This is a genomic window from Aureimonas sp. ME7 (genome assembly GCF_903970965.1).
Taxonomy (GTDB): Bacteria; Pseudomonadota; Alphaproteobacteria; order Rhizobiales; family Rhizobiaceae; genus Aureimonas.
In genome coordinates this window covers 125,225-150,767 of record NZ_CAJCKW010000008.1, presented here as the reverse complement: position 1 = coordinate 150,767, position 25,543 = coordinate 125,225, and the positions used below count along the sequence as shown (strand labels likewise).

At 67.9% G+C, this 25,543-nt stretch carries 20 protein-coding genes; 8 read left to right on the top strand and 12 right to left on the bottom strand.

The window, feature by feature from the left end:
* Positions 1-60 precede the first annotated feature (60 nt).
* On the top strand, positions 61-1,914 hold the full coding sequence (locus H7A85_RS14785) for a monovalent cation:proton antiporter-2 (CPA2) family protein (protein ID WP_182086721.1): 1,854 nt from the start codon (positions 61-63) through the stop codon (positions 1,912-1,914).
* A gap of 26 nt (positions 1,915-1,940) precedes the next feature.
* Here H7A85_RS14785 and H7A85_RS14780 read toward each other — a convergent pair whose 3' ends face one another.
* Positions 1,941-2,159 carry a DUF2945 domain-containing protein gene (locus tag H7A85_RS14780; RefSeq protein WP_182086720.1) on the bottom strand — a complete coding sequence of 73 codons (219 nt, stop codon included), beginning with the start codon at positions 2,157-2,159 and terminating at the stop codon, positions 1,941-1,943.
* A 172-nt stretch (positions 2,160-2,331) separates the two neighbouring features.
* Between H7A85_RS14780 and H7A85_RS14775 the strand changes: the two genes are divergently transcribed.
* Complete coding sequence (locus H7A85_RS14775; protein WP_182086719.1) at positions 2,332-3,372, top strand: DNA topoisomerase IB; 1,041 nt, start codon at positions 2,332-2,334, stop codon at positions 3,370-3,372.
* Between the two features lie 19 nt (positions 3,373-3,391).
* Here the strand turns inward: H7A85_RS14775 and H7A85_RS14770 are convergent, their stop codons facing one another.
* The 5 genes from H7A85_RS14770 to H7A85_RS14750 all read right to left on the bottom strand — a co-directional run bounded on the left by H7A85_RS14770 (position 3,392) and on the right by H7A85_RS14750 (position 10,034).
* Positions 3,392-4,273: a patatin-like phospholipase family protein gene (locus H7A85_RS14770; RefSeq protein WP_182086718.1), complete on the bottom strand. Its 882-nt coding sequence runs from the start codon at positions 4,271-4,273 to the stop codon at positions 3,392-3,394.
* A gap of 14 nt (positions 4,274-4,287) precedes the next feature.
* Entirely contained in the window at positions 4,288-5,619 is a 1,332-nt protein-coding gene (locus H7A85_RS14765; RefSeq protein ID WP_182086717.1) for a pitrilysin family protein, read from the bottom strand.
* A 26-nt stretch (positions 5,620-5,645) separates the two neighbouring features.
* Entirely contained in the window at positions 5,646-7,151 is a 1,506-nt protein-coding gene (locus tag H7A85_RS14760) for a pitrilysin family protein (protein WP_182086716.1), read from the bottom strand.
* 95 nt (positions 7,152-7,246) lie between these two features.
* Positions 7,247-7,804, bottom strand: a complete 558-nt coding sequence (gene rsmD, locus H7A85_RS14755; protein ID WP_182086790.1) for a 16S rRNA (guanine(966)-N(2))-methyltransferase RsmD — start codon at positions 7,802-7,804, stop codon at positions 7,247-7,249.
* 13 nt (positions 7,805-7,817) lie between these two features.
* Positions 7,818-10,034, bottom strand: coding sequence for a pseudouridine synthase (locus tag H7A85_RS14750; RefSeq protein ID WP_182086715.1), 2,217 nt, complete (start codon positions 10,032-10,034; stop codon positions 7,818-7,820).
* 84 nt (positions 10,035-10,118) lie between these two features.
* Between H7A85_RS14750 and H7A85_RS14745 the strand changes: the two genes are divergently transcribed.
* Entirely contained in the window at positions 10,119-10,571 is a 453-nt protein-coding gene (locus H7A85_RS14745; RefSeq protein WP_182086789.1) for a nucleoside deaminase, read from the top strand.
* Here the strand turns inward: H7A85_RS14745 and H7A85_RS14740 are convergent.
* From H7A85_RS14740 to H7A85_RS14720, 5 genes are all read right to left on the bottom strand, one after another.
* Positions 10,549-11,217, bottom strand: coding sequence for a hypothetical protein (locus tag H7A85_RS14740; protein WP_182086714.1), 669 nt, complete (start codon positions 11,215-11,217; stop codon positions 10,549-10,551). The two genes, H7A85_RS14745 and H7A85_RS14740, sit on opposite strands and share 23 nt — an antisense overlap.
* Before the next feature lie 180 nt (positions 11,218-11,397).
* The gene (ileS, locus tag H7A85_RS14735) at positions 11,398-14,445 is read right to left on the bottom strand and encodes an isoleucine--tRNA ligase (protein ID WP_182086713.1); all 3,048 of its coding nucleotides are present in this window, start codon (positions 14,443-14,445) and stop codon (positions 11,398-11,400) included.
* 247 nt (positions 14,446-14,692) lie between these two features.
* Positions 14,693-15,679 (bottom strand): bifunctional riboflavin kinase/FAD synthetase, encoded by a 987-nt coding sequence (locus tag H7A85_RS14730; protein WP_182086712.1) that lies wholly within the window; start codon positions 15,677-15,679, stop codon positions 14,693-14,695.
* A complete protein-coding gene (locus H7A85_RS14725; protein WP_182086711.1) occupies positions 15,676-16,518 on the bottom strand; it encodes a TIGR01459 family HAD-type hydrolase in 843 nt (280 codons plus the stop codon). Before H7A85_RS14725 ends, H7A85_RS14730 begins: the two co-directional genes overlap by 4 nt.
* 73 nt (positions 16,519-16,591) lie before the next feature.
* The gene (locus H7A85_RS14720) at positions 16,592-18,523 is read right to left on the bottom strand and encodes a TadE/TadG family type IV pilus assembly protein (protein WP_182086710.1); all 1,932 of its coding nucleotides are present in this window, start codon (positions 18,521-18,523) and stop codon (positions 16,592-16,594) included.
* A gap of 247 nt (positions 18,524-18,770) precedes the next feature.
* Between H7A85_RS14720 and groES the strand changes: the two genes are divergently transcribed.
* The 4 genes from groES (at position 18,771) to fumC (ending at position 22,704) form a co-directional block, all read left to right on the top strand.
* Positions 18,771-19,067 (top strand): co-chaperone GroES, encoded by a 297-nt coding sequence (gene groES, locus H7A85_RS14715; protein ID WP_055890588.1) that lies wholly within the window; start codon positions 18,771-18,773, stop codon positions 19,065-19,067.
* Positions 19,068-19,148: 81 nt separating this feature from the next.
* The gene (gene groL / locus H7A85_RS14710; RefSeq protein ID WP_182086709.1) at positions 19,149-20,792 is read left to right on the top strand and encodes a chaperonin GroEL; all 1,644 of its coding nucleotides are present in this window, start codon (positions 19,149-19,151) and stop codon (positions 20,790-20,792) included.
* 186 nt (positions 20,793-20,978) lie between these two features.
* Positions 20,979-21,170: a CsbD family protein gene (locus H7A85_RS14705; RefSeq protein WP_182086708.1), complete on the top strand. Its 192-nt coding sequence runs from the start codon at positions 20,979-20,981 to the stop codon at positions 21,168-21,170.
* A gap of 145 nt (positions 21,171-21,315) precedes the next feature.
* The gene (gene fumC / locus H7A85_RS14700) at positions 21,316-22,704 is read left to right on the top strand and encodes a class II fumarate hydratase (RefSeq protein ID WP_182086707.1); all 1,389 of its coding nucleotides are present in this window, start codon (positions 21,316-21,318) and stop codon (positions 22,702-22,704) included.
* Between the two features lie 63 nt (positions 22,705-22,767).
* Here the strand turns inward: fumC and H7A85_RS14695 are convergent, their stop codons facing one another.
* Complete coding sequence (locus tag H7A85_RS14695) at positions 22,768-24,780, bottom strand: BCCT family transporter (RefSeq protein ID WP_244631207.1); 2,013 nt, start codon at positions 24,778-24,780, stop codon at positions 22,768-22,770.
* A gap of 306 nt (positions 24,781-25,086) precedes the next feature.
* Between H7A85_RS14695 and H7A85_RS14690 the strand changes: the two genes are divergently transcribed.
* Positions 25,087-25,473, top strand: coding sequence for a DoxX family protein (locus H7A85_RS14690; protein WP_182086706.1), 387 nt, complete (start codon positions 25,087-25,089; stop codon positions 25,471-25,473).
* Positions 25,474-25,543: the final 70 nt, after the last annotated feature.

Below are 25,543 nucleotides of genomic sequence, written 5' to 3'. Positions count from 1 at the left end.
GCCGTCGTCAAGCCATGGGGTCTGGCGCGGATGGACGCGGGACGCGTTCGGAGACGACCAATGGAAACCACTGCGCCCCTGTTCCTCGAGATCCTTCTGATCCTCGGCGGCGGGATCGTGGCCGGAACCCTGTTCAAGAGGATCGGTCTCGGCACCGTTCTCGGCTACCTCTTCGCCGGCATCGTGATGGGCCCGATCCTGCGCCTCGTGCAGCATGGGCAGGACGAGATCCTCCATATCGGCGAGCTCGGCGTCGTGTTCCTCCTGTTCATCATCGGGCTGGAGCTGAAGCTGTCGCGGCTTTGGGCGCTCCGCCGCCAGATCTTCGGCCTCGGCCTCCTGCAGGTCGTGGTGACCGGGGGTGTCCTCACCGCCGTTCTCTCGTTCGTGCTCTCGGGATGGAATGCGGCGATCGTGATCGGCTTCGGGCTCGCCCTATCCTCCACCGCCTTCGCGCTGCAGCTCCTGGAAGAATCGGGCGACATCAACACGCGCTTCGGGCAGGCCTCCTTCTCGATCCTCCTGTTCCAGGATCTGGCGATCGTGCCGCTTTTGGCGATCCTGCCCATCCTGGCACCGGGCGTCGACAACGCGGCCGCGTTCGATCCTTGGGCGCTGGCGCGCTCGCTCGGCGCGCTGGTGGCCCTGGTGCTGGCCGGCCGTTATCTCATCAACCCCCTGTTCCGGGTGCTCGCTAATTCGGGCGCGCGCGAGGTGATGATCGCGGCCGCCCTGTTCGTGGTGCTGGCATCGGCGCTTCTCATGGGGCTCGCCGGCTTCTCCATGGCGATGGGCGCCTTCATCGCCGGGGTGCTGCTCGCCGAATCCTCCTATCGCCACGAGCTGGAGGCCAATATCGACCCGTTCCGCGGGCTTCTCCTCGGCCTCTTCTTCATCGCCGTCGGTTTGACGCTGGATCTCTCCGTGATCCTCGCCAATGCCTGGATCGTGGTCTTCGGCGCCTTCGCGCTGATGGCGGTGAAGGCGGCGATCCTCTACCCGCTCTGCCGCGTCTTCGGCGAAACGCACGCAACGGCCCTGCGCACCGCGCTGGTGCTGCCACAGGGCGGCGAGTTCGCCTTCGTCCTGTTTTCGGCCGCCACCGCTTCGGCCATCTTGGAAGGGGCGACCGGCTCGATTCTCGTGTCCATCGTCACGCTGTCGATGGCGCTGACGCCAATGACCGCCGCGCTCGGCCGCCGGTTCACGCCGGACGAAGAGGCACCGGACGAGATGGAGGAGGACTTCTCGAGCGCCACGCAGTCCGATGTCCTGATGATCGGTTTCTCGCGCTTCGGCCAGATGGCCGCCCAGGTGCTTCTGTCCAGCGGCCTGGAGATGACGATCATCGATTCCTCGGCCGAGCGCATCAAGAACGCCGGGCGCTTCGGCTTCCGCATCTATTTCGGCTCGGGGCTGCGCCGCAGCGTCCTGGAGGCGGCGGGCATCCGCCACGTCAAGATCGTGATGGTGACCACCAACAAGCCGGAAACCACCAACGCGATCGTCGATCTCATCCATTCGGAATTTCCGAACGTTTCGATCTACGCCCGCTCCTACGACCGCAACCATTCGCTGGCACTGCGCGAGCGGGGCGTCTCGTTCGAGCTGCGCGAAACGCTGGAATCGGCGCTTCGCTTCGGCGGCAAGACGCTGGAAGGCCTCGGCATCGCGCATGAGGACTCCCAGCGCATCGTCGAGGACGTGCGTCGGCGCGACGCGGAACGCCTCGCCCTCCAGCAGGCGCGAACGGCGGGAACGGGATCGACGCTCCTCGGGCGCGGGCGAATGACGCCCGAGCCCCTGGTCAAGCCCAAGCACGGGCCGGGCGGCGAGGCCAAGGGCGGGCGTCAGCCGCGCGGGCGCAGGCCCGCCCATCTCGTGGCACAGGACGAAGCGCCGACCCCGACGTAGGTCTAACCCCCCCGTCCCGATGGCGATCAGCTCTTCTTGTGGACCTCGCTGTCGCTTTTCAGCGCCTTGCCACCCTTCTTCTGCTTCACGAGATAGGCCGGGTTGTCGTTGGACGCATCGCGGGTGATCGCCTTGCCCTTGATGCGCTTCGTCACCTTGTCGGTGAACTTCTCCTCCACCTTCCCTTCCGCTTTCCCCTTGCCCCACTTCCATTCCACATCGGTGCCCTTGCGCAGACCGGTCATGGCGTCGAACCTTCTCAAACGTTGCTCGGGGAGAGAAATTTGCGGGGCCACAGATCCGTTCCCGGCCGGTCGCTCCCATCCATCGGCCTTTCGCCGCAGGGACCCGGCGGGAACCGCGCCGCCGCCTGGACCGTTTCGGGCGGCTGATCCACGCCAAGCGGCCTCGTGTTCCATGAACAAGCGTCTCGATTTTCATGCCGAGAAATTCGGCCTCACCATCGTCGATCCGGCGTCGTTCGCCGTCGAAATGCGCCCGCACGGCAAAGGCCAGCGCATCTGCTTCTCGTCCGGCGAAGCCATCACGGACAAGGTCCTCAAGGCGCGCATCAAGGCGCTCGTGCTGCCGCCCGCCTGGCGCGACGTGAAGATCTGCGTCGACGAGAACGGCCATATCCAGGCGACGGGCCGCGACGAGAAGGGGCGCCTCCAGTATCGCTACCACGATGCTTGGGTGAACGTGCGCAACGCGGTGAAGACCGAGCGCCTCCTGCGCTTCGGGCGCGCGCTCCCCAAGCTGCGTCGGCGCATCGACAAGGACTTGAAGCGCCGCACCACCGACCGGCGCGGCACGTCGGCCGTCGCCGCGCGCCTGATCGACGTGTCCGCCATGCGCCCGGGCCACGAGAAATACGCCAAGGACGGCGGCCGCGGCGTCGCCTCGCTGCGCCGCGAGAACCTCAAGATCGCCAAGAAGCGCGCGGTCCTGAAATTCATCGGCAAGTCCAATAAGGCGCATGTGATCGAGATCGCCGACGCGCCGCTGGTGAAATCGCTGGAGCGCATGCGGGCCGAGCGCGGCGCCAAGCGCCTGTTCCGCTTCCAGGGCGAGGACAAGCGCGGCCACGACCTGACCGCGACGCTTCTCAACGAGTACCTGCGCGACGCCTCGGGCAAGAAGGTCTCGGCCAAAGACTTCCGCACCTTCCACGGCTCGGCCGAGGCGCTGCGCTACCTTCTGGAGGAAGTCCCCCCGGAAAAGGCCGACACCGCTTCGAAGCGCAAGCGCGCCGTCGCCAAGGCGATGAAGGCGGCGAGCGAACTCCTGCGCAACACGCCGACCGTCGCGCGTGCCTCCTACGTTCATCCCGAGATCGTCGCCGCCTTCGAGGAGGAGCGTCTCGCGCCCGACCTGATGAAGGGCCGGGGCCGGGACGGGCTGACGCGGGTGGAAACCGGGCTGATGCGCTTCCTGGAGGAAACGGCGACGCACTGACGCTCGTCAAATCACCGCGTCACGAAGCCAAGAGCGCGTCCAGCCCTCGCTTGGTGTCCTCGCGCAACGCCTTCGTCTCGGCGAGGATCGTGCGTGCGCGCAGGAAGTCGAGGACGCGGTAGGCCGAAACGGGCGGCTGCAGCAGGAGATCGGGCGCGCCGCATCGCAGCTTGGCCCGGATGATCGCATGCATCATCAGCTGCGAAGCGCCGAACATCGCCTCGGTCGGGGTCGGCAGAAGGCCCGCCGCACCCGCCTCCGGCCCGCCCGTCACGTCGGAAGCGACCACGAGGTCGCACAACGGCGCGAGGACATCGAAGGGCAAGGGGTTGGCAATGCCCCCGTCCACCAGCACGCGGCCCTCCCGACGCACAGGGCGGAAGATCGCCGGCAGCGCCGCCGAGGCACCGATGGCGCTCACGAGATCCCCCGCTTCCACCGCGCATTCGCACGCCTCGTAGAAGTCCGTCACCATCACGGCGAGCGGGATGGCGAGCGCCGCGAAGGTGGTGGGGACGCCGGGCGGCAGAAAGGCGCCGACCACGCGCTCGGCGTTCATCTGCCCGAGCCGGAAGCCGCCTTCGGCGCGAAAGTCGGCGAGCGTCGGCGGCCGGGTGCGCCAAAGGATGCCGAGAACCTGCCGCCGGGTCGCCAGCATCGCGAGGACATGGTCCTCGATGGCGGCGGCCGACAGCCCGCTCGCATAGGCCGCCCCGACCATCGCGCCGATCGACGTGCCGGCGATGCGGGCGGGCTTGAGGCCGAGATCGTCGAAGGCGGCGACCACGTGGAGATGCGCGAGCCCGCGCGCGCCGCCCCCGCCAAGCGCGAGGCCGATCCGGGGGGCGGACGCGGTTCGGCCGCCCTCGGGGGGCGGCCGCCTCGTCTCGATATCGGGCATCGGCGGATCGCCGCTCAGGCGTCGGCCGGGCCGACCGTGACGATCGTCGGATCGACGGACAGGAGGCGTTTGGCCTGCGCCTTCACCTCGTCCAGCGTCACCGCGTCGATCAGCCCTTGGCGCTTCTCGATATAGTCGATGCCGAGATCGTCGAGCTGGATGCCGACGAGGGTCGAGGCGATGGAGAGCGACGAGGACAGGTTCTGGACGGCGTAGGAGCCCTTGACAAAGGCCTTGGCCGTGTCGAGCTCGGCCTGGGTCGGGCCCTGTTCGGCAAGGCGCTTCAGCTCGGCGCGGATGATCTCGATGCTCTCGTTGGCCTTATCGGCGCGCGTCGCCGTCGCGCCCGCCAGCATGGCGGCGTGGTCGTAATTCGTCAGATACGAGCCCGCGCCGTAGGCAAGGCCCCGCTTCTCGCGGATTTCCTGGTAGAGGCGCGAGGAGAAGGTGCCGCCGCCCAGGATGTGGTTGGCGAGATAGGCCGCGAAGAACTCCGGCGCATCGCGCTTGACGCCCGGCAGTGCGAACTGGATCTGCGTCTGCGGCAGGTTCAATGTCACGGCGTCGCGCTTGCCCGTCACCGGCTGCGTGTCGGGCACGGCGACGAGGTCCGCCTTTTCGCGCAAGGGCAGGAAGATCTCGTCGAGCCGGCGCTTCAGCGTCGCCTCGTCGATCGCGCCGACGACCCCGACGACGAGGTTGTCGCGCCCGAAGGTCTTGGAGCGGAACGCCCGAAGATCGTCGGCGGTGACCGCGTTCAACGTGTCCACGGTGCCTTCGGCGGGCCGCGCATAGGGGTGGTTCGGGAACACGGTGTTGCGGAAGGCCTTGGAGGCCAGCGTCTGCGGATCCTGTTCGTTGGCGACGATCCCAGCCGCGATCTGGCCCCGGATGCGCGCCACCGGCTCCTCGTCGAAGCGCGGCTCGTTGACGGCGAGACGCAGAAGGTCGAACGCCGCGTCCTCGTTTTCCACGATGGTGCGGAAGTTGCCGGAAAAGTTGTCGTAGGAGGAATCGAACGACAGGGACACGCCGAGCTCGTCGAGCTTCGATTGGAAGTCGGCGCTCCCGATGTCGCCCGCGCCCTCGTCGAGAAGGCCGGACAGGAGGTTGGCCGTGCCCTCCTTGCCGGATGCGTCCTGCGTCGAGCCGGCGCCCTTGAAGGCGAAGCGCATGGCGATCAGCGGGTTGGTGTAGTCCTCCACCAGAAGGGCGTGGATGCCGCCGGGACTGGTGACTTCCTTGATATCCACCGCCCGGGCGAAGGAGGTGAGGCCGAGCGACAAGGTGGCGACCAGGCCGAACACGGCGGCGGCGCGGCGAAGAGGAAAGAGATGCGCGTTCATAGAGCGGTATCCGTCGTCGCGAGGGATCAGGAACGGGTGTCGGCGGGCACGGGCGCGCCCTCGCCCGGCGTCACAGTGCCGGCCGCCTCCGGCGAACCGGCAGGCGCCTTGGCGTCGGCGCTGTCCTTGGCCCCGTCCGGCAGGAGGTAGCCCGTCACCGAGCGCTTGGGCTGAAGATAGGTGCGCGCCGCCGCATTCACCTGCTCCACCGTCACCGCCTCGATCCGCTCCGGCCAGGCTTCCACGTCCTCAATGGTGCGGCCGGTGGACAGCGCCGCGCCGTAGCGCCGGGCCATGGAGGTCTGGTTGTCGCGCTGGTAGATCAGCGCCTTGCGCACGCGGTTCTTGGCGGCTTCCAGCTCGGCCGGCGTCACGCCGTCTCGCGCGATGCGTTCGACCTCGGCGTTCACAGCCTTCTCGACCTGATCCAGCGTCGCCTGCCCCCGGGGGGTGCCGTAGGTCATGAACTGACCGTCGTCGATCGCCGTGCCCTGGTAGTAGGCGCCGGTGCCCGCCGCGATGCCCTGGTCGACGACGAGCGCGCGGTAGAGGCGGCTGGTGCTGCCTCCCCCTAGGATATCGGCGAGAAGATCGAGCGCCTCGGCCTCGCCGGGCTTGCCATCGTTTTCGGACGGGGCGAGCCAGGTCGTCTGGACGCTCGGCTGCGTCACGCGCGGATCGGAGAGGGTGACGGTGCGCGCGGCGAGCGGCTCTGGCTCCTGCGGGCGCACGCGAACGCCCGGCTCGGCGCGGCGCGGCACCTTGCCGAAGGTTTCCTGCGCATACGCCTTCACCTGATCCAACGTCACGTCGCCCGCGATCAGGAGCGTCGCGTTGTTGGGCGTGTAGAAGCGGTCGTAGAAGGCGATGGCGTCCTCTTTCGACAGCTTCTCCATTTCGGAGCGCCAGCCGATCACCGGCGTGCCGTAGGGGTGGTTCTGGAACAGGGACGCGTCCACCGCTTCCGAAAGCTGGGCGCCGGGATCGTTGTCGATCCGCATGCGCCGCTCCTCGAGGATCACGTCGCGCTCAGGCAGGACCACCTCGTCGGTAAGGACGAGGTTTTCCATCCGATCCGCCTCGAAGCCCATCATCTCCTTCAAGGCTTCCACCGGAACCTGCTGGTAGTAGGCGGTGTAGTCGTAGGAGGTGAAGGCGTTCTCCTCGCCGCCGATGGCCGAAACGGCGGCGGAGAACTCGCCCTGTTTGTGCGTCTTGGTGCCCTTGAACATCAGGTGTTCGAGGAAGTGGGCGATGCCCGAGACCCCGCGCGACTCGTCCGCCGAGCCGACCTTGTACCAGATCATCTGGGTGGCGATCGGGGCGCGGTGGTCGGGCAGCACGACGACCTGCAGCCCGTTGTCCAGCGTGAAGCTCTGGATCTCCGGTCGCTTCGCTTCCGCCTTGGCAGCGGCAGCTTCGCCCGCCGGCGTCGCGCCGGTGGCCGGGGAGGTTTGCGCGAAGGCGGGAGAGGACAGGGCGACGAGAAGGGCGATCAGCGAGGCGCTGGCGCGCCGAGTGGTCGATGTCATCGAGGTTGGCTTCCTGCTGGAGGACGTCCGATGGACATGGATATGAAGCAGCCCGATCAAGGGCACCAATTACGATTTTGTAAGGGCCAAGGCCTTCATGCGGCGGGGCGCAGGAAGCGAAGGCGCGTTTCGCCCATGGTCCGCTCGTCCGCGAGGTCGAGCCCCGCGATGGGCTCGAAGGGTGCGCCGAGGGCCTCCTCCAGAACCAGAAGCGCGTCCGGCTTCAACCAGCCGCCTTCGAGCGCGCCGGCGAGCGCCGCTTCCCCAAGCCGCCAGCCATAGGGCGGATCGGCGAGAACGAGATCGAAGGGATCCATCGTGCCGGCCGGCCCAAGCTTGGTGGCGTCTCGCCGCATGATCTTGGTGCGACCGCCGAGCCCGAAGGCCTCGACATTGGTGCGGATGAGGCCCCGCCCTTCGGCGCTGTCCTCGACGAACACGCCGAAGCGGCAGCCGCGCGAGAGGGCTTCCAGGCCGAGCGCCCCGGTGCCGGCGAAGAGGTCGAGGACGCGCGCGTCCTCGAAGCGGAAACCGAGCCCATGGGCCAGGATGTCGAACAGGGCGCCGCGATGGCGCTCGCTGGTGGGGCGGATGGCGTCGCTTTGGGGAGTCGCCAGCGGACGCCCCTTCAGGGCGCCCGCCACGATGCGCATGGCCATCCGCGCCTCAGTCCCGGTTGCGCGGGCCGGAGCGCGGCCCCGGGCGGGGCCCGTCGCCGCGCGGGCGGAACGGCTTGGGCGGACCGGAACGCGGGCGATCGCCCCCGTCACCGCCGCGCGGCGGCCGGGCGGCATCTTCCTCGGAGCGGCGCTTGGCGCGCTCCTCGCGCTCCACCTTCTTCTTCTCGCCCGTGGCTCTGGCGCCCGGCGCCATCCACACGTTGGCGGTGCGCTTGGGCGCGGAGGCCGGGCGGCGCATGGGGCGATCCCCGCCCTCCTCGCGTCCCTCGCGCACGCCGAACGGCTTGTCGCCGAAAGCTCTCGGCCGGCGCTCGCCATCCGGACGGTCGCCGCGCTTTTCGAAGGAGCGCCCGCCGCGATCCTCGCGGGGGCCGCGCGGAGCCTTGGTGTCGAGACGGCCGAGCGCGTCCTCGCGCTTGGCCTGACCGAACTTGCGGCGGTTGGGGCGAACCTCTTCCCCTTCGCTCGTCACCCACTCGCTCTTAGGCTTGGATGAAGCGCCCTCGCCCTCCTCGCGCCGCTTTTCGGCGGCCACCGGCTTGTTGGAGAACGGGTTGACGATCGGCGCGTCGAAGTCGGCGCCCGATTCCTCGATCAGCGAGGGCCCGAGCTGGTCGCGCAAGGTGCGCCCCTTGATCTCCTGAACCGCGCCCTCTTCCAGCTCGCCGAGCTGGAAGGGGCCGAAGGAAAGGCGGATCAGGCGGTTCACTTCGAGGCCGAGATGGCCGAGCACTCGCTTGACCTCGCGGTTCTTGCCTTCGCGAAGGCCGAGCGTCAGCCAGACGTTGGAGCCTTGCGTGCGGTCGAGCGAAGCCTCGATCGCCCCGTAGAAGACGCCGTCCACCGCGATGCCCTGGCGCAGCTCGTCGAGCTTTTCCTGGGCGATCTCGCCGTGGGCGCGAACGCGGTAGCGCCGCAGCCAGCCGGTGGCCGGCAGTTCCAGCGTGCGCGCGAGGCCCCCGTCGTTGGTGAGGAGCAGCAGCCCTTCGGTATTGATGTCGAGCCGGCCGACGGTGAGAACGCGCGGCATGTCGTCCGGCAAACGGTCGAACACGGTCGGGCGCCCTTCCGGGTCGCGGTTGGTGGTGACGGTGCCGGCCGGCTTGTGGAACAGCCAGAGGCGTGTGCGCTCGATCGGCGGCAGGGCCTTGCCGTCGATCTCGATCCGGTCGGCGACGGTGACGTCCACCGCCGGGCTTTCCAGGCGCTGGCCGTTGAGGCTCACGCGCCCGTCGGCGATCATGCCCTCCGCGTCGCGGCGCGAGGCGATGCCCGCGCGCGCCAGACGCTTGGCGATGCGCATCTTGCCATCGCCGGCCTCCTCGTCGCCGCGCTCGGGGCGGGGGCCACGCGGCCGGTCAGCGAAGGATTTCGAGCGATCGTCGCCCCGCGCCTCGCCGTGATTCAGGCGACCATACGAGCGGGGGCGCGTCTCCCCTTCGCCTTCGCGCTTGGCGCCGGCGTGGGAGAACATGCCGCGCGAGCGGGGCGTGAAGGGCTTGTCGCCGTCGCGGCGCGGCGGGCGATCCCCGCCTTCCGAGCGCTCGGGGCGCGGGCGAAACGGCTTGCCCTCGCCGCCCTCGCGCGAACGAAAGGGCCGATCGCCGCCTTCGCTGCGTTCGCCGCGCGGTTCGAAGGTGCGTGCAGGACGCGCGCCGTCGCCGCGTTCGCGGAACGGTTTGCGATCGCCGTCCTCTCGGGGACGGAATGGGCGGTCGCCCTCGCGGCGCGGGGGACGATCGCCACCCTCGCTGCGCTCGCCGCGCGGCTTGAACGCACGAGCCGGGCGTTCGCCGTCACCGCGCTCGCGGAACGGTTTGCGCTCGCCGTCCTCGCGCGGACGGAACGGACGATCTCCGTCGCGGCGCGGCGGGCGATCGCCCCCTTCCTCGCGGGGACGGAACGGCTTGGCGCCGAAGCGCTTCGGCCCGACGCCGCCCGGACGGCCCTCTCGCGCCTCGCCCTCGGCCGGACGCGGACGGAACGGGCGATCACCCTCGCGGCGCGGCGGACGATCGCCTCCTTCGCCACCGCCGCCGGGACGCGCGCCCTTGAAGGGCGGCTTGCCGCCGCGCGGGGGACGCGAGCCGAAGCCCCCGCCGCCCTTTCCGCCCGGACCACCTCTGGACCCGCCGGGGCCGCCACGCCCCGCTCCGCCCCGCTCGCCGCGACCCGAACGGCCGCCCTGGTTTTCGTCGCTCATTTTTCCGCTATGCCTTGTTTGGGGCGACGCATATCAAACTCCCGTCGATCAAACGAGGGAAACCGCGTGTCCCGTATGAGTTCTATGGACGAGGCGCTGGCCGAGGCGCGGCTGGCCGAGGCGCGCGGCGAAACGCCGGTGGGGGCCGTCATCGTCCTCGAAGGGCGGATCATCGCGCGCGCCGGCAACGAGACGCGTGGCCGGAACGATCCGACGGCCCATGCCGAGGTACTGGCCATTCGCCGCGCCTGCGAGGCGGTGGGCTCGGAGCGGCTCGTCGGCGCCGATCTCTTCGTCACGCTGGAGCCCTGCGCCATGTGCGCGGCGGCGATCTCGTTCGCCCGCATCCGCCGGCTGTATTTCGGTGCGCCCGATCCGAAGGGCGGCGCCGTGGAGCACGGCAGCCGCTTCTACTCGCAAGCGACCTGCCATCACGCGCCGGAGGTTTATTCCGGCATCGGCGAGGCCGAATCGGCCGCGCTGCTGCGCGAATTCTTCCAGTCGCGCCGCTCGGTCAGAACGGCCAGAGACCCTTGAGCTTCGAGGCGACCGAGGTGTCACCCTTGGCGCGGCGCTCCTTGACCTCCTCGTCGACGCCCGGATCGCCCGCCGGTGCGGTGGCGACCGGCTGACGGTAGGTCAGCGGCGGCTCGGACAAGTAGCGGCGCTGGCTCGGGTCGCCCTGCCGGCCGACCTTAGCGCGCTCGGCGGCGGCCACCCGCTGCCCGGCCATGGTCTTGGAATCCAACCAGCTGTTTTCCATCTGCGTGCGGCGGCCGACGGTGGAGGTGACGGTCGGCGCTTCGCGGTCCATGCCTTCCTTGTCGGCGGTCATGAAGCCGACCGGCAGTGGGTTCTCGCGGCCATCGGGCGCGGCGGCCCGGAGGCGCCCGCGGCGCTGCTCGGGCGATTCGGGCCACGTGCCGTCCGTGCTCGAGGCCGCCTCGCGCGGCGGCGGCAGGGCCGAGCGGTCGGCCGAGCGCACGAGCTCGGGCCGGGGCGAATAATCGACACGCGTCTTGTTGGTGGAGCCGAGCGTCAGAACGCCGTCGAGGTCGTTGAACAGCTGCTGGCCCTGGCTGGTACCGGTGCCGTAGGTCGGCCCCATGCAGCCGGCGAGCGCGAAGGCCGCGCCGCCAAGTGCCAGGCCGCGAAGGGCCATGCGAACGGTTTGCGACGTCATGCTGGACTGATCCCCTCGTTGCAGCGCGCTCCAACTGGACAAGACGCGCGCCGCTTCCATGTTTGCGCCATTCCAGCACAATTCGGCGATTTTGAGAGCAGCTTCTAGGCGAGACCGCACCTCAAGTCCAGAAAAGGTGACGATCCGGTTGATGCGGACCGCTCCTTCCACCGTTTTCCTTTAGGCCGCCAGCGAAGCGCCCTTGAGCTCGCGCAGCGCATCCGCATCGCGCGGGGTGACGTCGGGATAGTCCGGGTCGGTGCCGACCATCGGCGACACCTTCCAGGACCGGGCGCACTTGGCCCCTTCCGCCCGGCGCGGCAGGACGGCGATGCCCGGCGTGTCGGCGAGCTGGAACGCACCCTCCGGCACCGCCTCGCCCGACACCTCGATGTCGCTGGTGATGGCGATCTCTGCCAGGTCGACCCCGGCCAAAAGGCCGCGAAGCGCCGGATCGGCCACGAAGACGCGCGGCGCGGCCTCAAGCGACGAGCCGATGCGCTTGGCGCGGCGCTCCTCCTCAAGGGCGCCCATCACCACGCGGCGCACGCGGCGGATCGCCCGCCAGCGCTCGGCCAAGCCTTCGTCGATCCAGGCGGGATCGCAGGAACGGAACTGTTCCAGATGCACCGAGCGCGATTCCGGATAGCGCGACAGCCAGGCCTCCTCGGTGGTGAAGGGCAGAAGCGGGGCGAGCCAGGTCACCAGCCGGTCGAACAGGATGCGTACCACCTGAAGCGCCGCCTTGCGGCGTACAGACGACGGCGCGTCGCAGTAGAGCGCGTCCTTGCGGATGTCGAAGTAGAAAGCGGACAGCTCCACCACCGCGAAATCGAGGAGCGTTCTGGCGATGCGCTTGAAGTCGAACGCATCGTAGCTCTTGAGAATCACGGCCTCGATCTCGGCAAGGCGATGCAGCATCAGGCGCTCGAGCTCGGGCATCTCGGCGAGCGGCACCTCGTCGCCCCGGTCGTGCGCCAGCGTGCCGAGCATCCAGCGCACCGTGTTACGCAGCTTGCGATAGGCGTCGACATTGGTCTGCAGGATCGTCTTGCCGAGGCGCAGGTCCTCCGAATAGTCGGACGAGACGACCCAGAGACGCAGGATGTCGGCGCCGGACTTCTGGATCACCTCCTGGGGCGTGACGACGTTGCCGAGCGACTTCGACATCTTGCGTCCGTCCTCGTCCATCACGAAGCCGTGCGTCAGCACCGCGTCGTAGGGCGCGCGGCCGCGCGTACCGCAAGCTTCCAGAAGCGAGGAATGGAACCAGCCACGATGCTGGTCGGAGCCTTCGAGATAAAGGTCGGCCGGCCATTTCAGGTCGGAGCGCTTCTCCAAGCAGAAGGCGTGGGTGGAGCCGGAATCGAACCACACGTCGAGGATGTCGCGCACCATGGTCCAGCGCGAGGCGTCGTGCCCGTTGCCGAGGAAGCGCTCCTTGGCGCCGTCCGCGAACCAGGCGTCCGCCCCTTCGGCAGCGAAGGCTTCCACGATGCGGGCGTTGACGGCCTCGTCACGCAGGACTTCGCCGTTCTCGTCGGCGAAGACGCAGATCGGCACGCCCCAGGCGCGCTGGCGCGACAGGACCCAGTCCGGCCGGTCCTCGATCATACCGCGCAGGCGGTTCTGGCCGGAAGCGGGCACGAAGCGCGTGTCGTCGATGGCCTTGAGCGCGCGGGTGCGCAGCGTGTCGCCGCTTGACGCGGGCGTGGCGCCCTCCAGCCCGTAGCCGCCGAGATCGCGGTCCATATGGACGAACCATTGCGGCGTGTTGCGGAAGATCACCGGCTTCTTGGAGCGCCAGGAATGGGGATACTGGTGCTTGAGGCGACCGCGCGCCAGGAGATTGCCGACGGCGACCAGCGCGTCGATCACGCGCTTGTTGGCGTCGCCCTTCTTGCCCTTGTCGTCGATGACGCGCGCGGGACCGTCCTCGGCACCCGGCCCGAAGCCGGGGGCGTCCTTGGTGTAGAAGCCGTCGTCGTCCACCGTGAAGGGGATCGCCGCATCGACGCCCCGCGCCTCGAGCAGGCGGCGCGAGGCGATCCAGACGTCGAAATCCTCGCGCCCGTGGGAGGGCGCGGTGTGGACGAAGCCGGTGCCGGCATCGTCGGTCACGTGGTCGCCGGGGAGAAGCGGCACGGCGAACTCGTACCCACCCGACAGGCCCTTGAGGGGATGGTCGCAGGCGATGGCATCGAGATCGGCCGCGGAGACGTCGCGCAGGCGGCGGAAGCCGCCGTCCGGCACGCGCGCTTTGGCGAAGACGTCGGCGCTGAGTGCGTCGGCCAGAACAAGGCGCTCGCCCTGGCGCGCCCAGCGCGGATTGTCGACGTCGTCGGCCGCCGTCACCTCGTAGAGGCCGTAGGCGACGCGGGGCGAATAGCTGATCGCCCGGTTGCCGGGGATGGTCCAGGGCGTGGTGGTCCAGATCACGACGGAGGCGCCGTCGAGCGGGCCGAGGTCGGGCGAGCCGGCCTTCGGGAAGCCCGAAACGCCGCCCTTGAAGGCGGGAGCGAAGCCGGTCGAGCTCGTGCGCACCGGAAACTTCACCCAGATCGTGTCGGACTCGTAGTCGTGATATTCGACCTCGGCCTCGGCGAGCGCGGTCTTTTCCACCACCGACCACATGATGGGTTTGGAGCCGCGATACAGCTGCCCGCTCATGGCGAACTTCAGGAGCTCGCCGGCGATGACCGATTCGGCGGCGAAGGCCATGGTGAGATAGGGGTTCTGGAAGTCGCCCTCGACGCCGAGGCGACGGAACTCGGACGACTGCACGCCGACCCAATGCGTCGCGTAGGCCCGGCATTCGCGGCGGAAATCGATCATCGCCGTGGAGTCCAGAAGATCGGGCTTCGGCTTCCCCTTGGCCCGGTAGTTCTCCTCCTCGATCTTCCATTCGATCGGCAGGCCGTGGCAGTCCCAGCCGGGGACGTAGTTGGAATCGTAGCCCCGCATCTGGAAGGAGCGGGTGATGACGTCCTTCAGGACCTTGTTCAGCGCGTGGCCGATATGAAGGTGGCCGTTGGCATAGGGCGGCCCGTCGTGGAGCACGTATTTCGGACGCCCCTCCGATTCGCGGCGCAAGGTGCCGTAGAGGTCCATCCCGTCCCAGCGCTCGATCCATTTCGGCTCGGCGTCCGGCAGCCCGGCGCGCATCGGAAACTCGGTCTCGGGCAGGAACAGGGTCTTGGAATAGTCGGTCGGGGCGTGTTCGGTCATGGCGACGATCTCGTGAAGGCGCGGCCGTCGCGGCGGACAGGCGACAAAGGCACGGCGGCGTGAACAGGGGCAGCCCGGCATCTGGCGGGCGCGGCACATGCGTCCCGGCTCCGGCGGCGCCCTGAAATCAGCGCCCGCCCGGAACCGGGCGGCTAATTCGCGCCGGCAGCGCGCGCGGCAAGGGAGCGGTCGAGAGAACCATGCGGGGCGTTCTCTATCAAACCGGACGGGCGGGTTCCAAGTCTTTTCACGCCTCGAAGGCGAGCGCATGGTCCAGCGCGCTCAAGGGGCGGGCCGAGGCGAGAAGAGCGCGCGCCTCGGCGGCGTCGAGATCCATGCGCGTCACGAGGGCTTCCTTGGAGGCGAAACGCTCCTCGCCGCGGATGAAGCCGAACAGCGAAACGGAGATCGCCTCGCCGTAGAGATCGCCGGAAAAATCGAAGAGATAGGTCTCGAACAGCGCCGCGCCGTTGTCGAAGGTCGGGCGCCGGCCGTAGCTCGCCACCCCGTCGTGGAGCCTCCCGTCGGCCCGGCGCACGCGCACGGCATAGATCCCGTGCGCCAGGAGCTCGTCGTCGGAGAGGACCATGTTGGCGGTGGGATAGCCGAGCGTCCGGCCGAGCTTGGCGCCGTGCGACACCGTGCCGTCCAACGTCCAGCGATAGCCGAGAAGCGAGGCGGCGGCCGCCACGTCCCCGTTCATCAGGTCTTCGCGGATGCGGCTGGAGGAAACGATGTTGCCCCCCTCGTCGGCCAACGCCGGGGCGCAGGTGACGCCGAAGCCGAGCTCGGGCCCGCGCGCCTCCAGAAAGGCGACGTCGCCCTGGCGGCGCGCGCCGAAGCGGAAGTCGAAGCCGACCACGACATGGCGGGCGCCGAGGTCGCGCGCCAGCGTCTCGGCCGCGAAGGCTTCGGCGGGCCGCGAGGCGAAGTCGAGGTCGAAGGGCTGCTCGATCACGGCGTCGAAGCCGAGATGGCCGAGAAGCCGGGCGCGCAGAGGCGCCGGCGTCAGCCGAGGAACGGGATGCTGGGGACGGAACACGGTGCGCGGATGCGGCTCGAAGGTCAGCGCGAGGCGCGGCAGGCCCCGGTCGGCCGCGATCGCGCCCGCCGTTTCGAGGACGGCCTGATGGCCGCGATGCACGCCGTCGAAATTGCCGATCGCCACCACGCCGCCGCGAAGGGCGGGGGCAAGCCGGGCGGCGTCCGTGACGCGCAGCGCCGGCCCGCTCATCGCAGCGCCGGCATGACGAAGCGGGCGTGGGTCCCGCGCGCGGCCAGCTCCACCGAAAGCCCGATGGGATCGCCGATCACCGGGGCGAGCTCGTCGCGGTGGATGCCGTGCGACACGAACAGGCAGTCGGCGCCGTTGCGGTTGGCACCGAGCACGTCGGTCATCAGCCCGTCGCCGATACACAGGATCCGCGCCTCGGGCGACGGCAGGTGGCGCCGCGCCACCTCGTAGATCGGGGCATGCGGCTTGCCCGCCAGATGCACCACTTGCCCCATCTCGGCGTAGATGGCGGCCAGCGCGCCGGCGCAGGGCACGAGCTGGTCTCCGACATGGACGACGATGTCGGGATTGGCGCAGACCATCGGCAGCGCGCGGCGCGCAAAGCGCTCCAGAAGCGGGCGGTAGTCGTCCGGCGTTTCGCTTCGGTCGTCGGCAAAGCCGGTGCAGACCACCATCTCGGCCTCCTCCTCGCCCACGAAGGATACGGAAAGGCCGCGGAACAGATCGTGGTCGCGCTCGGGGCCGATGTGGAAGACGCGGGCCGAGGCGTCCTCGATCAGGGCGCGCGTCGCGTCGCCCGAGGTGACGATCGCGTCGTAGGCCTCGTGCGAAACGTGCATCGCGTCGATCTGGCGGCGCACGCCCTCGTGGGTGCGGGGCGAGTTGGTGAGGAGGACGACCTGCCGGCCCGCGCGGCGCGCCGCTTCCAGCGCCGCCTCGGCTCCTTCGCTCTTGCGCACGCCGTCGTGCACCACGCCCCAGACGTCGCAGAACACGGCGTCGTACTCGCCGAGAACCTCGGCAAGGCTCTCGATGGGGCGCATGTCGCCGTTGGTCATGGATGGCTCCGCTGGTGCTGATCGCCCCCGCGATATCGGAGCGCGGGGCGGCGGGTCAAGCGAAGGAGCCGCTTCAGCGGGCGATTCGCAGGCTCGACAGGGATGCCATGATGTCGCTGAAGGCGGCCTGGAGCTGGGCGTCGCTGTCGGCGCTGTAGAAGTACTTCTCCTTCTTGGCGTAGGCCTTGGTCGTGTCCTTGAGGTCGGACAGCTTGTAGGATGAGCAGCCTTTCAGGAGCGCATCGACGCGGGTCTTGGCGGAGGCGGGAATGTCGAAGGCGATGGTATAGATGATGATCCCGTCGCGCGTCACCGGCCCCCGCTCGTCCGACAGCTGGACGCCGCGCGGCGTCGTCAGCTTGATGCGCCCGTCGTTCTTGGCGTTCTCGCAGATGGCGGCGAGACGTCCGTCCATCGCGAGGGTGTAGTTGCTCGTGGACGTGGTCGTCGACACACCCGACTTGTAGTCGAAGAGGCGCGGCGTGGTCGTCTCCGGCGTGTCGTAACCTGTGAAGCCGTATGCACCGAAGGCGGACGTGGCGGGGTTTTTCAAGGTGCTGTTGTAGGTGTCGTTATAATAGGTGTTCTCGCCATCGGTCATGACGATCATCGCCTTGACGTTCTTCTCGTCGCCGGCGTCACGCCCGTCCGTGAACGGCTCGTTCTTCGACAGGACCTTCCAGCCCCATTCGACGCCTTGCGGCACGTTGGTCGCACCGCTCGCCACGAGATCCTTCACCGCCTTGAGAGCCGTCGACTTGTCGGTGGTGAGTGGCGTCAGCGGTGGAGAGTCGCACATCCAACTCGGCGTGCGGGCCAAGTTGCTGCCGACGGCTCTTCCTTGCCCACCCGAGAAGTACTTATTCATGTTGCGCATGCGGTCTTCGGCACCGCCTGTGGAACTGTCGGTGAGATAATTGTTGGACCACAACCCGTTGCTGTCCGAGGTGAGCTGATCCGACTCGTCCGGTGCGAAATACGGCACGAACAGGCTGCTGGGATCCGAAGACGTGGGCGGCACATCTGTCAGCGCGTATTTCGCTCCCGGACGAGACTCGACGCATCCCTTGTAGGCCCAGTTCGAATTTGCGGCCTTCAGCTTCTTGTAGATGTACTGCCGGGTCAGAAATGTAGTGGGAGTGGTGGGAGGGGCCACCAGAATCCATGCGCCGGGATAGACCAATGATTTGGCGGCCAACCTTGTTTCCACACCTAAGACTTTACCAGTATAGGTCGTCCAATCGAAATTCTCATGATGGATAGGGGAACGACCATCTGGATCCATCCACCACTTGTCTAGATAGTCCGTTCCGATGTTCACACCGCCTGAAAACGGCACGATGCCGATCTTTACCGGGTCCTCGTCGCCGGTCTTGACGCCCGAGCCGAACAGCGTCTCGATCGATTTCGCCGCCTGCGCGCGCAAGGTGACGATCTTGGCGTTGCCGCCCTTGGCTGGCGGATCCTTCATTGAGCCCGATGTGTCGAGAACGAGAGCCACCTCGACCGTGGTGTTGCCGACCACGATCACGCTTTCGGCCTCGGCGCATCCCGACCCCTCGATGCCGGCGAACGTCACCTTGAGCATGGCGAGGAAGATCGGCTTGTACTCGAAGCAGGCGGCGAGCTTCAATTCGCGCGACTTGTCGCTCGTCCACTCCGTGCCCTCGTAGCTCATTGTCGCGCTCATGCGCAGGAGCGAGGACGTGTTGGCGAGGAAGAAGTCGTTGGCGTACTGTTCGAGCTTCTTGTCGTCCTGCTCGAAGGGGAACTGCTTGGCGGCGGCGAGAGCGGCCGCGTCCAGCGCCGCCTGCACCGTGGACTTGCCCCGGTAGAACAAACCCATGTCGACCGCCGCGCCGACCGACAGAAGGATCGGCACGAAGGTGATCGCGGTCATCATCGCGAAATTGCCGCCGCGATCCTTCCAGAAGCGCTTGAGCGCCCCGCCCCACCAGCTGCGATCGATCAACATCGGGTTCCCAAGCGTCCATCGGACCGTCATGGTCCCGTCTCGATGCCCGAGCATAGGGATGGAGCGTTAAGCGGAGGTTGGGCGCATCGCTCGAATCCGCCGAACCGTTCGGGTTGTGGGAAGCTTGCTCGAAACTGACCGGGCCCTTGACAGGAGCGGACCCCTCCCCCTATCTCCCAGCCCGTTAGCACTTAGCTCAGTCGAGTGCCAGAGATCGGAACGGGTGCGCCCTCGGCGGCCCGTTTCTCCGTCAAGCCTTTAGAAGGTGAAACTCAAGATGGCCAATGTGAACTTCCGCCCCCTGCATGACCGCGTCGTCGTGCGGCGCGTCGAGTCCGAAGCCAAGACGGCCGGCGGGATCATCATTCCGGACACCGCGAAGGAAAAGCCGCAGGAAGGCGAGATCGTCGCCGTCGGCGCCGGCGCGCGCGACGAGACCGGCAAGGTCAACCCGCTGGAAGTCAAGGCCGGCGACCGCATCCTGTTCGGCAAGTGGTCGGGCACCGAGATCAAGCTCGGCGGCGAAGACCTCCTCATCATGAAGGAATCCGACATCCTCGGGATCGTCGGCTGAACCTCAGCTTCCTTCGTCCATCCCTTTCCATCTGAAACGGTGCGGCGCCCCTGAGGCGAGACGCATCGAGGAGACAAGACCATGGCAGCCAAGGACGTAAAGTTCGGACGTGACGCCCGCGAGCGGATGCTGCGCGGCGTCGACATTCTCGCCGACGCGGTGAAGGTCACGCTCGGCCCCAAGGGCCGCAACGTCGTGATCGACAAGTCGTTCGGCGCGCCTCGCATCACCAAGGACGGCGTTTCCGTCGCCAAGGAGATCGAGCTCGAGGACAAGTTCGAGAACATGGGCGCCCAGATGGTGCGCGAAGTGGCCTCGAAGACCAACGACAAGGCCGGTGACGGCACCACCACCGCGACCGTGCTTGCCCAGGCGATCGTCCGCGAGGGCGCCAAGGCCGTGGCCGCCGGCATGAACCCGATGGACGTCAAGCGCGGCATCGATGCGGCCGTCTCGAAGGTCGTCGAGTCGCTCGTCGCCTCCGCGCGCAAGATCGAGACCTCCGACGAGGTCGCCCAGGTCGGCACCATCTCCGCCAACGGCGAGAAGGAAATCGGCCAGATGATCGCGAACGCGATGCAGAAGGTCGGCAACGAGGGCGTCATCACCGTCGAGGAAGCCAAGACCGCCGAGACCGAGCTCGAGGTCGTCGAGGGCATGCAGTTCGACCGCGGCTACCTCTCGCCGTACTTCGTGACCAACGCCGAGAAGATGGTGGCCGACCTCGAGGACGCCTACATCCTTCTCCACGAGAAGAAGCTCTCCAACCTCCAGGCGATGCTTCCGGTTCTGGAAGCCGTGGTGCAGTCGAGCCGTCCGCTCGTCATCATCGCCGAGGACGTCGAGGGCGAGGCTCTGGCCACGCTCGTCGTCAACAAGCTGCGCGGCGGCTTGAAGATCGCCGCCGTCAAGGCGCCGGGCTTCGGCGATCGTCGCAAGGCGATGCTCGAGGACATCGCGATCCTCACCGGCGGTCAGGTGATCTCCGAGGATCTCGGCATCAAGCTCGAGAACGTCACGCTCGACATGCTCGGCCGTGCCAAGAAGGTCTCCATCACCAAGGAGAACACCACGATCGTCGACGGCGCCGGTGAAGGCGAGGGCATCAAGGCCCGTGTCGGCCAGATCAAGTCGCAGATCGAGGAGACCACCTCGGACTACGACCGCGAGAAGCTTCAGGAGCGCCTGGCCAAGCTCGCGGGCGGCGTCGCGGTGATCCGCGTCGGCGGCTCGACCGAGGTCGAGGTCAAGGAAAAGAAGGACCGCGTCGACGACGCCCTCAACGCGACCCGCGCGGCCGTGGAAGAAGGCATCGTGGCGGGCGGCGGCGTCGCGCTCCTGCGCGCCTCCAACGCGGTCGATCTGAAGGGCGAGAACGCCGACCAGGACGCCGGCATCGCCATCGTGCGCCGCGCGCTCCAGGCCCCGATCCGTCAGATCGTCCAGAACGCGGGCGGCGAAGGCTCGATCGTGGTCGGCAAGCTCCTCGAGAACTCCTCGGCGACCTTCGGCTACAACGCCCAGACCGCCGAATACGGCGACATGATCCAGGCCGGCATCGTCGACCCGGTCAAGGTCGTGCGCTCCGCGCTGCAGGATGCGGCCTCGGTCGCGGGTCTGCTCGTCACCACCGAAGCCATGATCTCCGAGGCGCCGCGCAAGGACTCCGGCGCACCGGCTATGCCGGGCGGCGGCATGGGCGGCATGGGCGGCATGGACTTCTAAGTCCGGCACCATCCGTCGAGGCATGAGAGGGGTCCGCCGAAAGGCGGGCCCCTTTTTTCGTGAGCGGGCCTCGCCGCCGAAATCTTTCAAGATTGTAATCTTGTCGCAGGGGAACCGATTCTCGCGACGACCCGTTTCCATCCCGAAGCCAGACATGACTGGCAGCGAAACGAACGGAGCAGTTCCATGGTCGACAAGAATCAGATCCAGGGCGGCGCGAAGGAACTCGGCGGCAAGATCAAGGAAGGCGCCGGCAACCTCGTCGGCAACGAGCGCCTCCAGGCCGAAGGCCTCGCCGATCAGGCCGAGGGCAAGACCCAGAAGAACTACGGCAAGGTCAAGGACGCGGTGAAGGACGAGCTCGGCGTCAAGCACTGAGCAGGATCCAAATCGATTGATTGGGAAAGCCGGCCGAAAGGCCGGCTTTTTCGTATGCGGCCAGGGTTCCGCCCCCTGCCCACCCATGATAACCGCCGGTGGACGAGGCTCGATACGCCGAGCCGAGATGCCGACGGGGGACCCGATGACGACACGGCGCGAAACCGATTCCATTGGCGCGATCGAGGTGGCGAGCGATCGCTACTGGGGCGCGCAGACCGAGCGCTCGCTCAACAACTTCCGCATCGGCACCGACCGTCAGCCGATCGCCGTGATCCATGCGCTGGCCATGGTCAAGAAGGCGGCCGCGCGCGTCAATGAGGGCTATGGCAAGCTCGACGCGAAGCTGGCCGACGCGATCGTGGCCGCCGCCGACGAGGTGATCTCGGGCTCGCTGGACGACCATTTCCCGCTCGTAGTCTACCAGACCGGCTCGGGCACCCAGACCAACATGAACGTCAACGAGGTCATCTCCAACCGGGCCATCGAGGCGCTCGGCGGTGAGATGGGCTCCAAGAAGCCGGTCCACCCGAACGACCACGTCAACATGGGCCAGTCGTCCAACGACGTGTTCCCGACGGCGATCCACGTGGCGGTCGCGATCGAGGCGACGGCCCGCGTCCTGCCTGCGATCGACGCGCTCCATGCTTCGCTCGACGCGAAGGCCAAGAGCTTCGACCACATCATCAAGATCGGCCGCACCCATACGCAGGATGCCACCCCGATCACGCTCGGCCAGGAGTTCTCCGGCTACGCTGCCGCGCTGAAGCTCGGCAAGCGCCGCATCGAGCAGGCGATCGAGGACGTCTACGCGCTGGCGCAGGGCGGCACCGCGGTCGGCACCGGGCTCAACGCTCCGGTCGGCTTCGACGTGAAGATCGCCGACGAGATCGCCAAGCTGACGGGCCTCCCCTTCCGCACCGCCGAGAACAAGTTCGAGGCGCTCGCTTCGCATGGTGCGCTCGCCTTCTTCCACGGCTCGCTCAACGCGCTGGCGACCGATCTCTTCAAGATCGCCAACGACATCCGTTTCCTGGGCTCGGGTCCGCGCTCGGGCCTCGGCGAGCTTTCGCTGCCCGAGAACGAACCAGGTTCCTCGATCATGCCGGGTAAGGTCAACCCGACGCAGGCCGAGGCGCTGACCATGGTCGCGGCCGAAGTGTTCGGCCACGAGACCACGGTGACGGTGGCGGCCAGCCAAGGCCATTTCGAGCTCAACGTCTTCAAGCCGGTGATCGCCAACGCCGTCCTGTCCTCGATCCGGCTTCTGGCGGACGGCATGGATAGCTTCCGCGAGCATTGCGTCGACGGAATCGTCGCCAACGAGGAGCGCATCCGCTCGCTGATGGAGCAGTCCCTCATGCTGGTGACGGCGCTCGCGCCCACGATCGGCTACGACAACGCGGCGACCATCGCCAAGACCGCGCACAAGAAGGGCACGACGCTTCGCGAGGAAGCGCTCGCCTCCGGCCTCGTCGACGGCGAGACCTACGACCGGGTGGTGGACCCGGCGGCGATGACGCGTCCGGGCTGAGCGGGCCGATCACCATCTTCCGCGAAAGGGCCGCGCTCCGGCGCGGCCCTTTTTTCACGAGCGTCACGAAGTGCCGGGCAGGACGTCGGGATCGGGTGCGTTGACGTAGAGCTGCGTGCTCTGCGACCTTGTCAGGATCTGGTAGCGTTCGAACTGCGCCAGCACGTCGGCCAGGAGGTCGGCGCGCGGAAGGTCCATCACGTCGTATCCCCGGCTGCCGTCGGAGAACACGGTGCGCGCGGCCCAGATGCGCGATCGGCGCTCCTTCGGGCGGGACACCTCGCCGGCGGAGAACGCCATGGCCGGGCGCGAAACGGGTTCCACCGCATACAGGAAGTTGCGCGTGCCCTCCGCGTCGACGTTAAGCCAGGCCTGCCCCTCCTCCGTGGTGCCGACCTGCGCCGACAGTCCGCGCCGCAGAAGTTCCTCGCAGACCTCGCCGAGCACCGGGCGCACCGTCGCCTCGATGAAGGCGCTCACCTCGCGCTTCGTCGGCTCGTGGAGGATGGCACCGAGGCGCGCCTGCCAGTTGCCAATATGGCCGAACACGGCGGGAACCGCCGGCTGCGCCTGCAGGTGCTCGTCGGCCCGCGCCATGTCGGCGCGCATGCCCTTCAGGAGCCCGAGCGCGAGAAGCAGGAGGACGACGGCGAACGGCAGGGCGGAGATCAGCGTCATCGTCTGCAGCGCGACGAGACCGCCGGCCAGAAGCAGCAGCGAAGCCGTCAGCCCCTGGACCGCGCACCAGTAGATGCGCTGCCAGACCGGCGTGTCATCGTTGCCTCCGGAGGCCAGCGTATCCACCACCATCGAGCCCGAATCGGCCGAGGTGACGAAGAACACGCCGACCAAGAGCACGCCGAGCGCCGAGGTGATGCCGCTCAACGGCAGGTATTCCAGGAACTGGAACAGGGCGATGGGAAGGTTCTCGCCGACCACGCGCGACAGGGCGCCGTGCGCCACGTTCATGTCGAGCGAGATGGCGGTGTTGCCGAACACCGTCATCCAAAGGAAGGTGAAGGTGGAGGGCACGAAGAGAACGCCGCAGATGAACTCGCGCACCGTGCGCCCACGCGAGATGCGGGCGATGAACATGCCCACGAACGGCGACCAGGACACCCACCACGCCCAGTAGAACAGGGTCCAGTCGCCGATCCAGCTCTTCGGCTCGTAGGCGTAGAGCGTGAAGGTGCGGTGGACGATGTCGTTGATGTAGGTGCCCGTGTTCTGGACGAAGGCGCGCAGCAGGAACTCCGTCGGCCCCATCACGAGGACGAACAGGAGCAGCACCGTCGCCAGGATCAGGTTGCCCTCCGACAGGCGGCGGATGCCCGTGTCGAGACCCGAGACCACCGAAAGCGTGGCCGCCGCCATCACCCCGGCGATGATCGCGACCTGGATCCACACGGTCTGCGGCACGCCGAGGAGATAGTTGAGGCCGGCATTGATCTGCAGGACGCCGAGGCCCAGCGAGGTGGCGATGCCGAAGACCGTGCCGCAGATGGCGAAGACGTCCACCGCGTCGCCGAACCGGCCGTGGATGCGCTCGCGCAGGAACGGATAGAAGCCCGAGCGCACCGTCAGCGGCAGGTTGTAGCGATAGGCGAAGTAGGCGAGCGACAGGCCGACGATCGCATAGACCGACCAGGCATGGATGCCCCAGTGGAAGAAGGTGATCGACATCGCCTCGCGGGCGGCGGCGAACGTGTGCGGCGCCTCGTCGGGGGGCACCGAGTAATGCAGGATCGGCTCGGCGACCGCGTAGAACATCAGGCCGATGCCCATGCCGGCGGCGAACAGCATCGCCAGCCACGACAGGTAGGGATAGTCCGGCTCCGCGTCGTCGGGCCCGAGCCGCAGGTCGCCGAAGCGGCTCAGCGCGAAGTAGAGCGCGGCGAAGAGCAGGATGCCGACGGACAGGAGATAGAACCAGCCGAACGTCTCGATGACGAAGGCCTGGACGGCCCCGAACGCCCATTCCGCGCCGGAAGGAAACACGACGCCGACCAGAACGAGCGAGGCGATGATGGCGCTCGCGGGGAAGAACACGCTCGAGCGGATGGTGGAAACTGGCAAATCGGACGCTCGGATACGAAGGGTTCAAGGCGGGACGATGCGAGGACGGACATGGCATGCCGTCGCCGACCGACTTCCTAAAAGGAGGGCGCCGAAGCCATGTGGCAACGGCGAAAGGTGACACGCGGCCGGATTATTCAGCCGGGCAACGATCGTGACCGGCTGTGGATTGGGTTGGAAAGACGACCCAATGGGTGCGATTGGCACGGTCTGCGTTGACGAACAGTCATGGAACGCGTGCCTATGCATGCGCCCCGGTTTGGTCAAGAGTTCGCCGCGTATTCCCCTTGGCCAACGGAGCCCTTCATGAACCCCGCCGTCCTCCTTCTCGGGCGCATCCTGCTCGCGATCCTGTTCATCGTCGCCGGTTTCGGCAAGCTGACGGGAGCTGCGGGCTTCGCCGGCTATCTCGGCAGTCTCGGCGTTCCCGGCGGCATCGCCATGGCCTATCTCGTGGGCGCGATCGAGTTCTTCGGCGGCCTTGCGATCCTCGTCGGCTTCCAGACGCGCATCGTCGCCTATGTGCTCGCCGCCTTCACGGTCGGCACGGTCTTCGCCGCCCACATGGGTGATGCGACGGCGGCCATGAAGAACCTGTCGATCGTCGGCGGCTTCCTGGTTCTGGCCGCGACCGGTCCGGGCGCCTATTCGGTGGACGCGCGCAAGACCAGCCCGAGCCTCGCCCGCGTCTGATCCCCCCGCCTGTCCGGCGCTTCATCTGCGGCCGCCTCCGGGCGGCCGTTTGCGTTTCCGCAACCGCGTT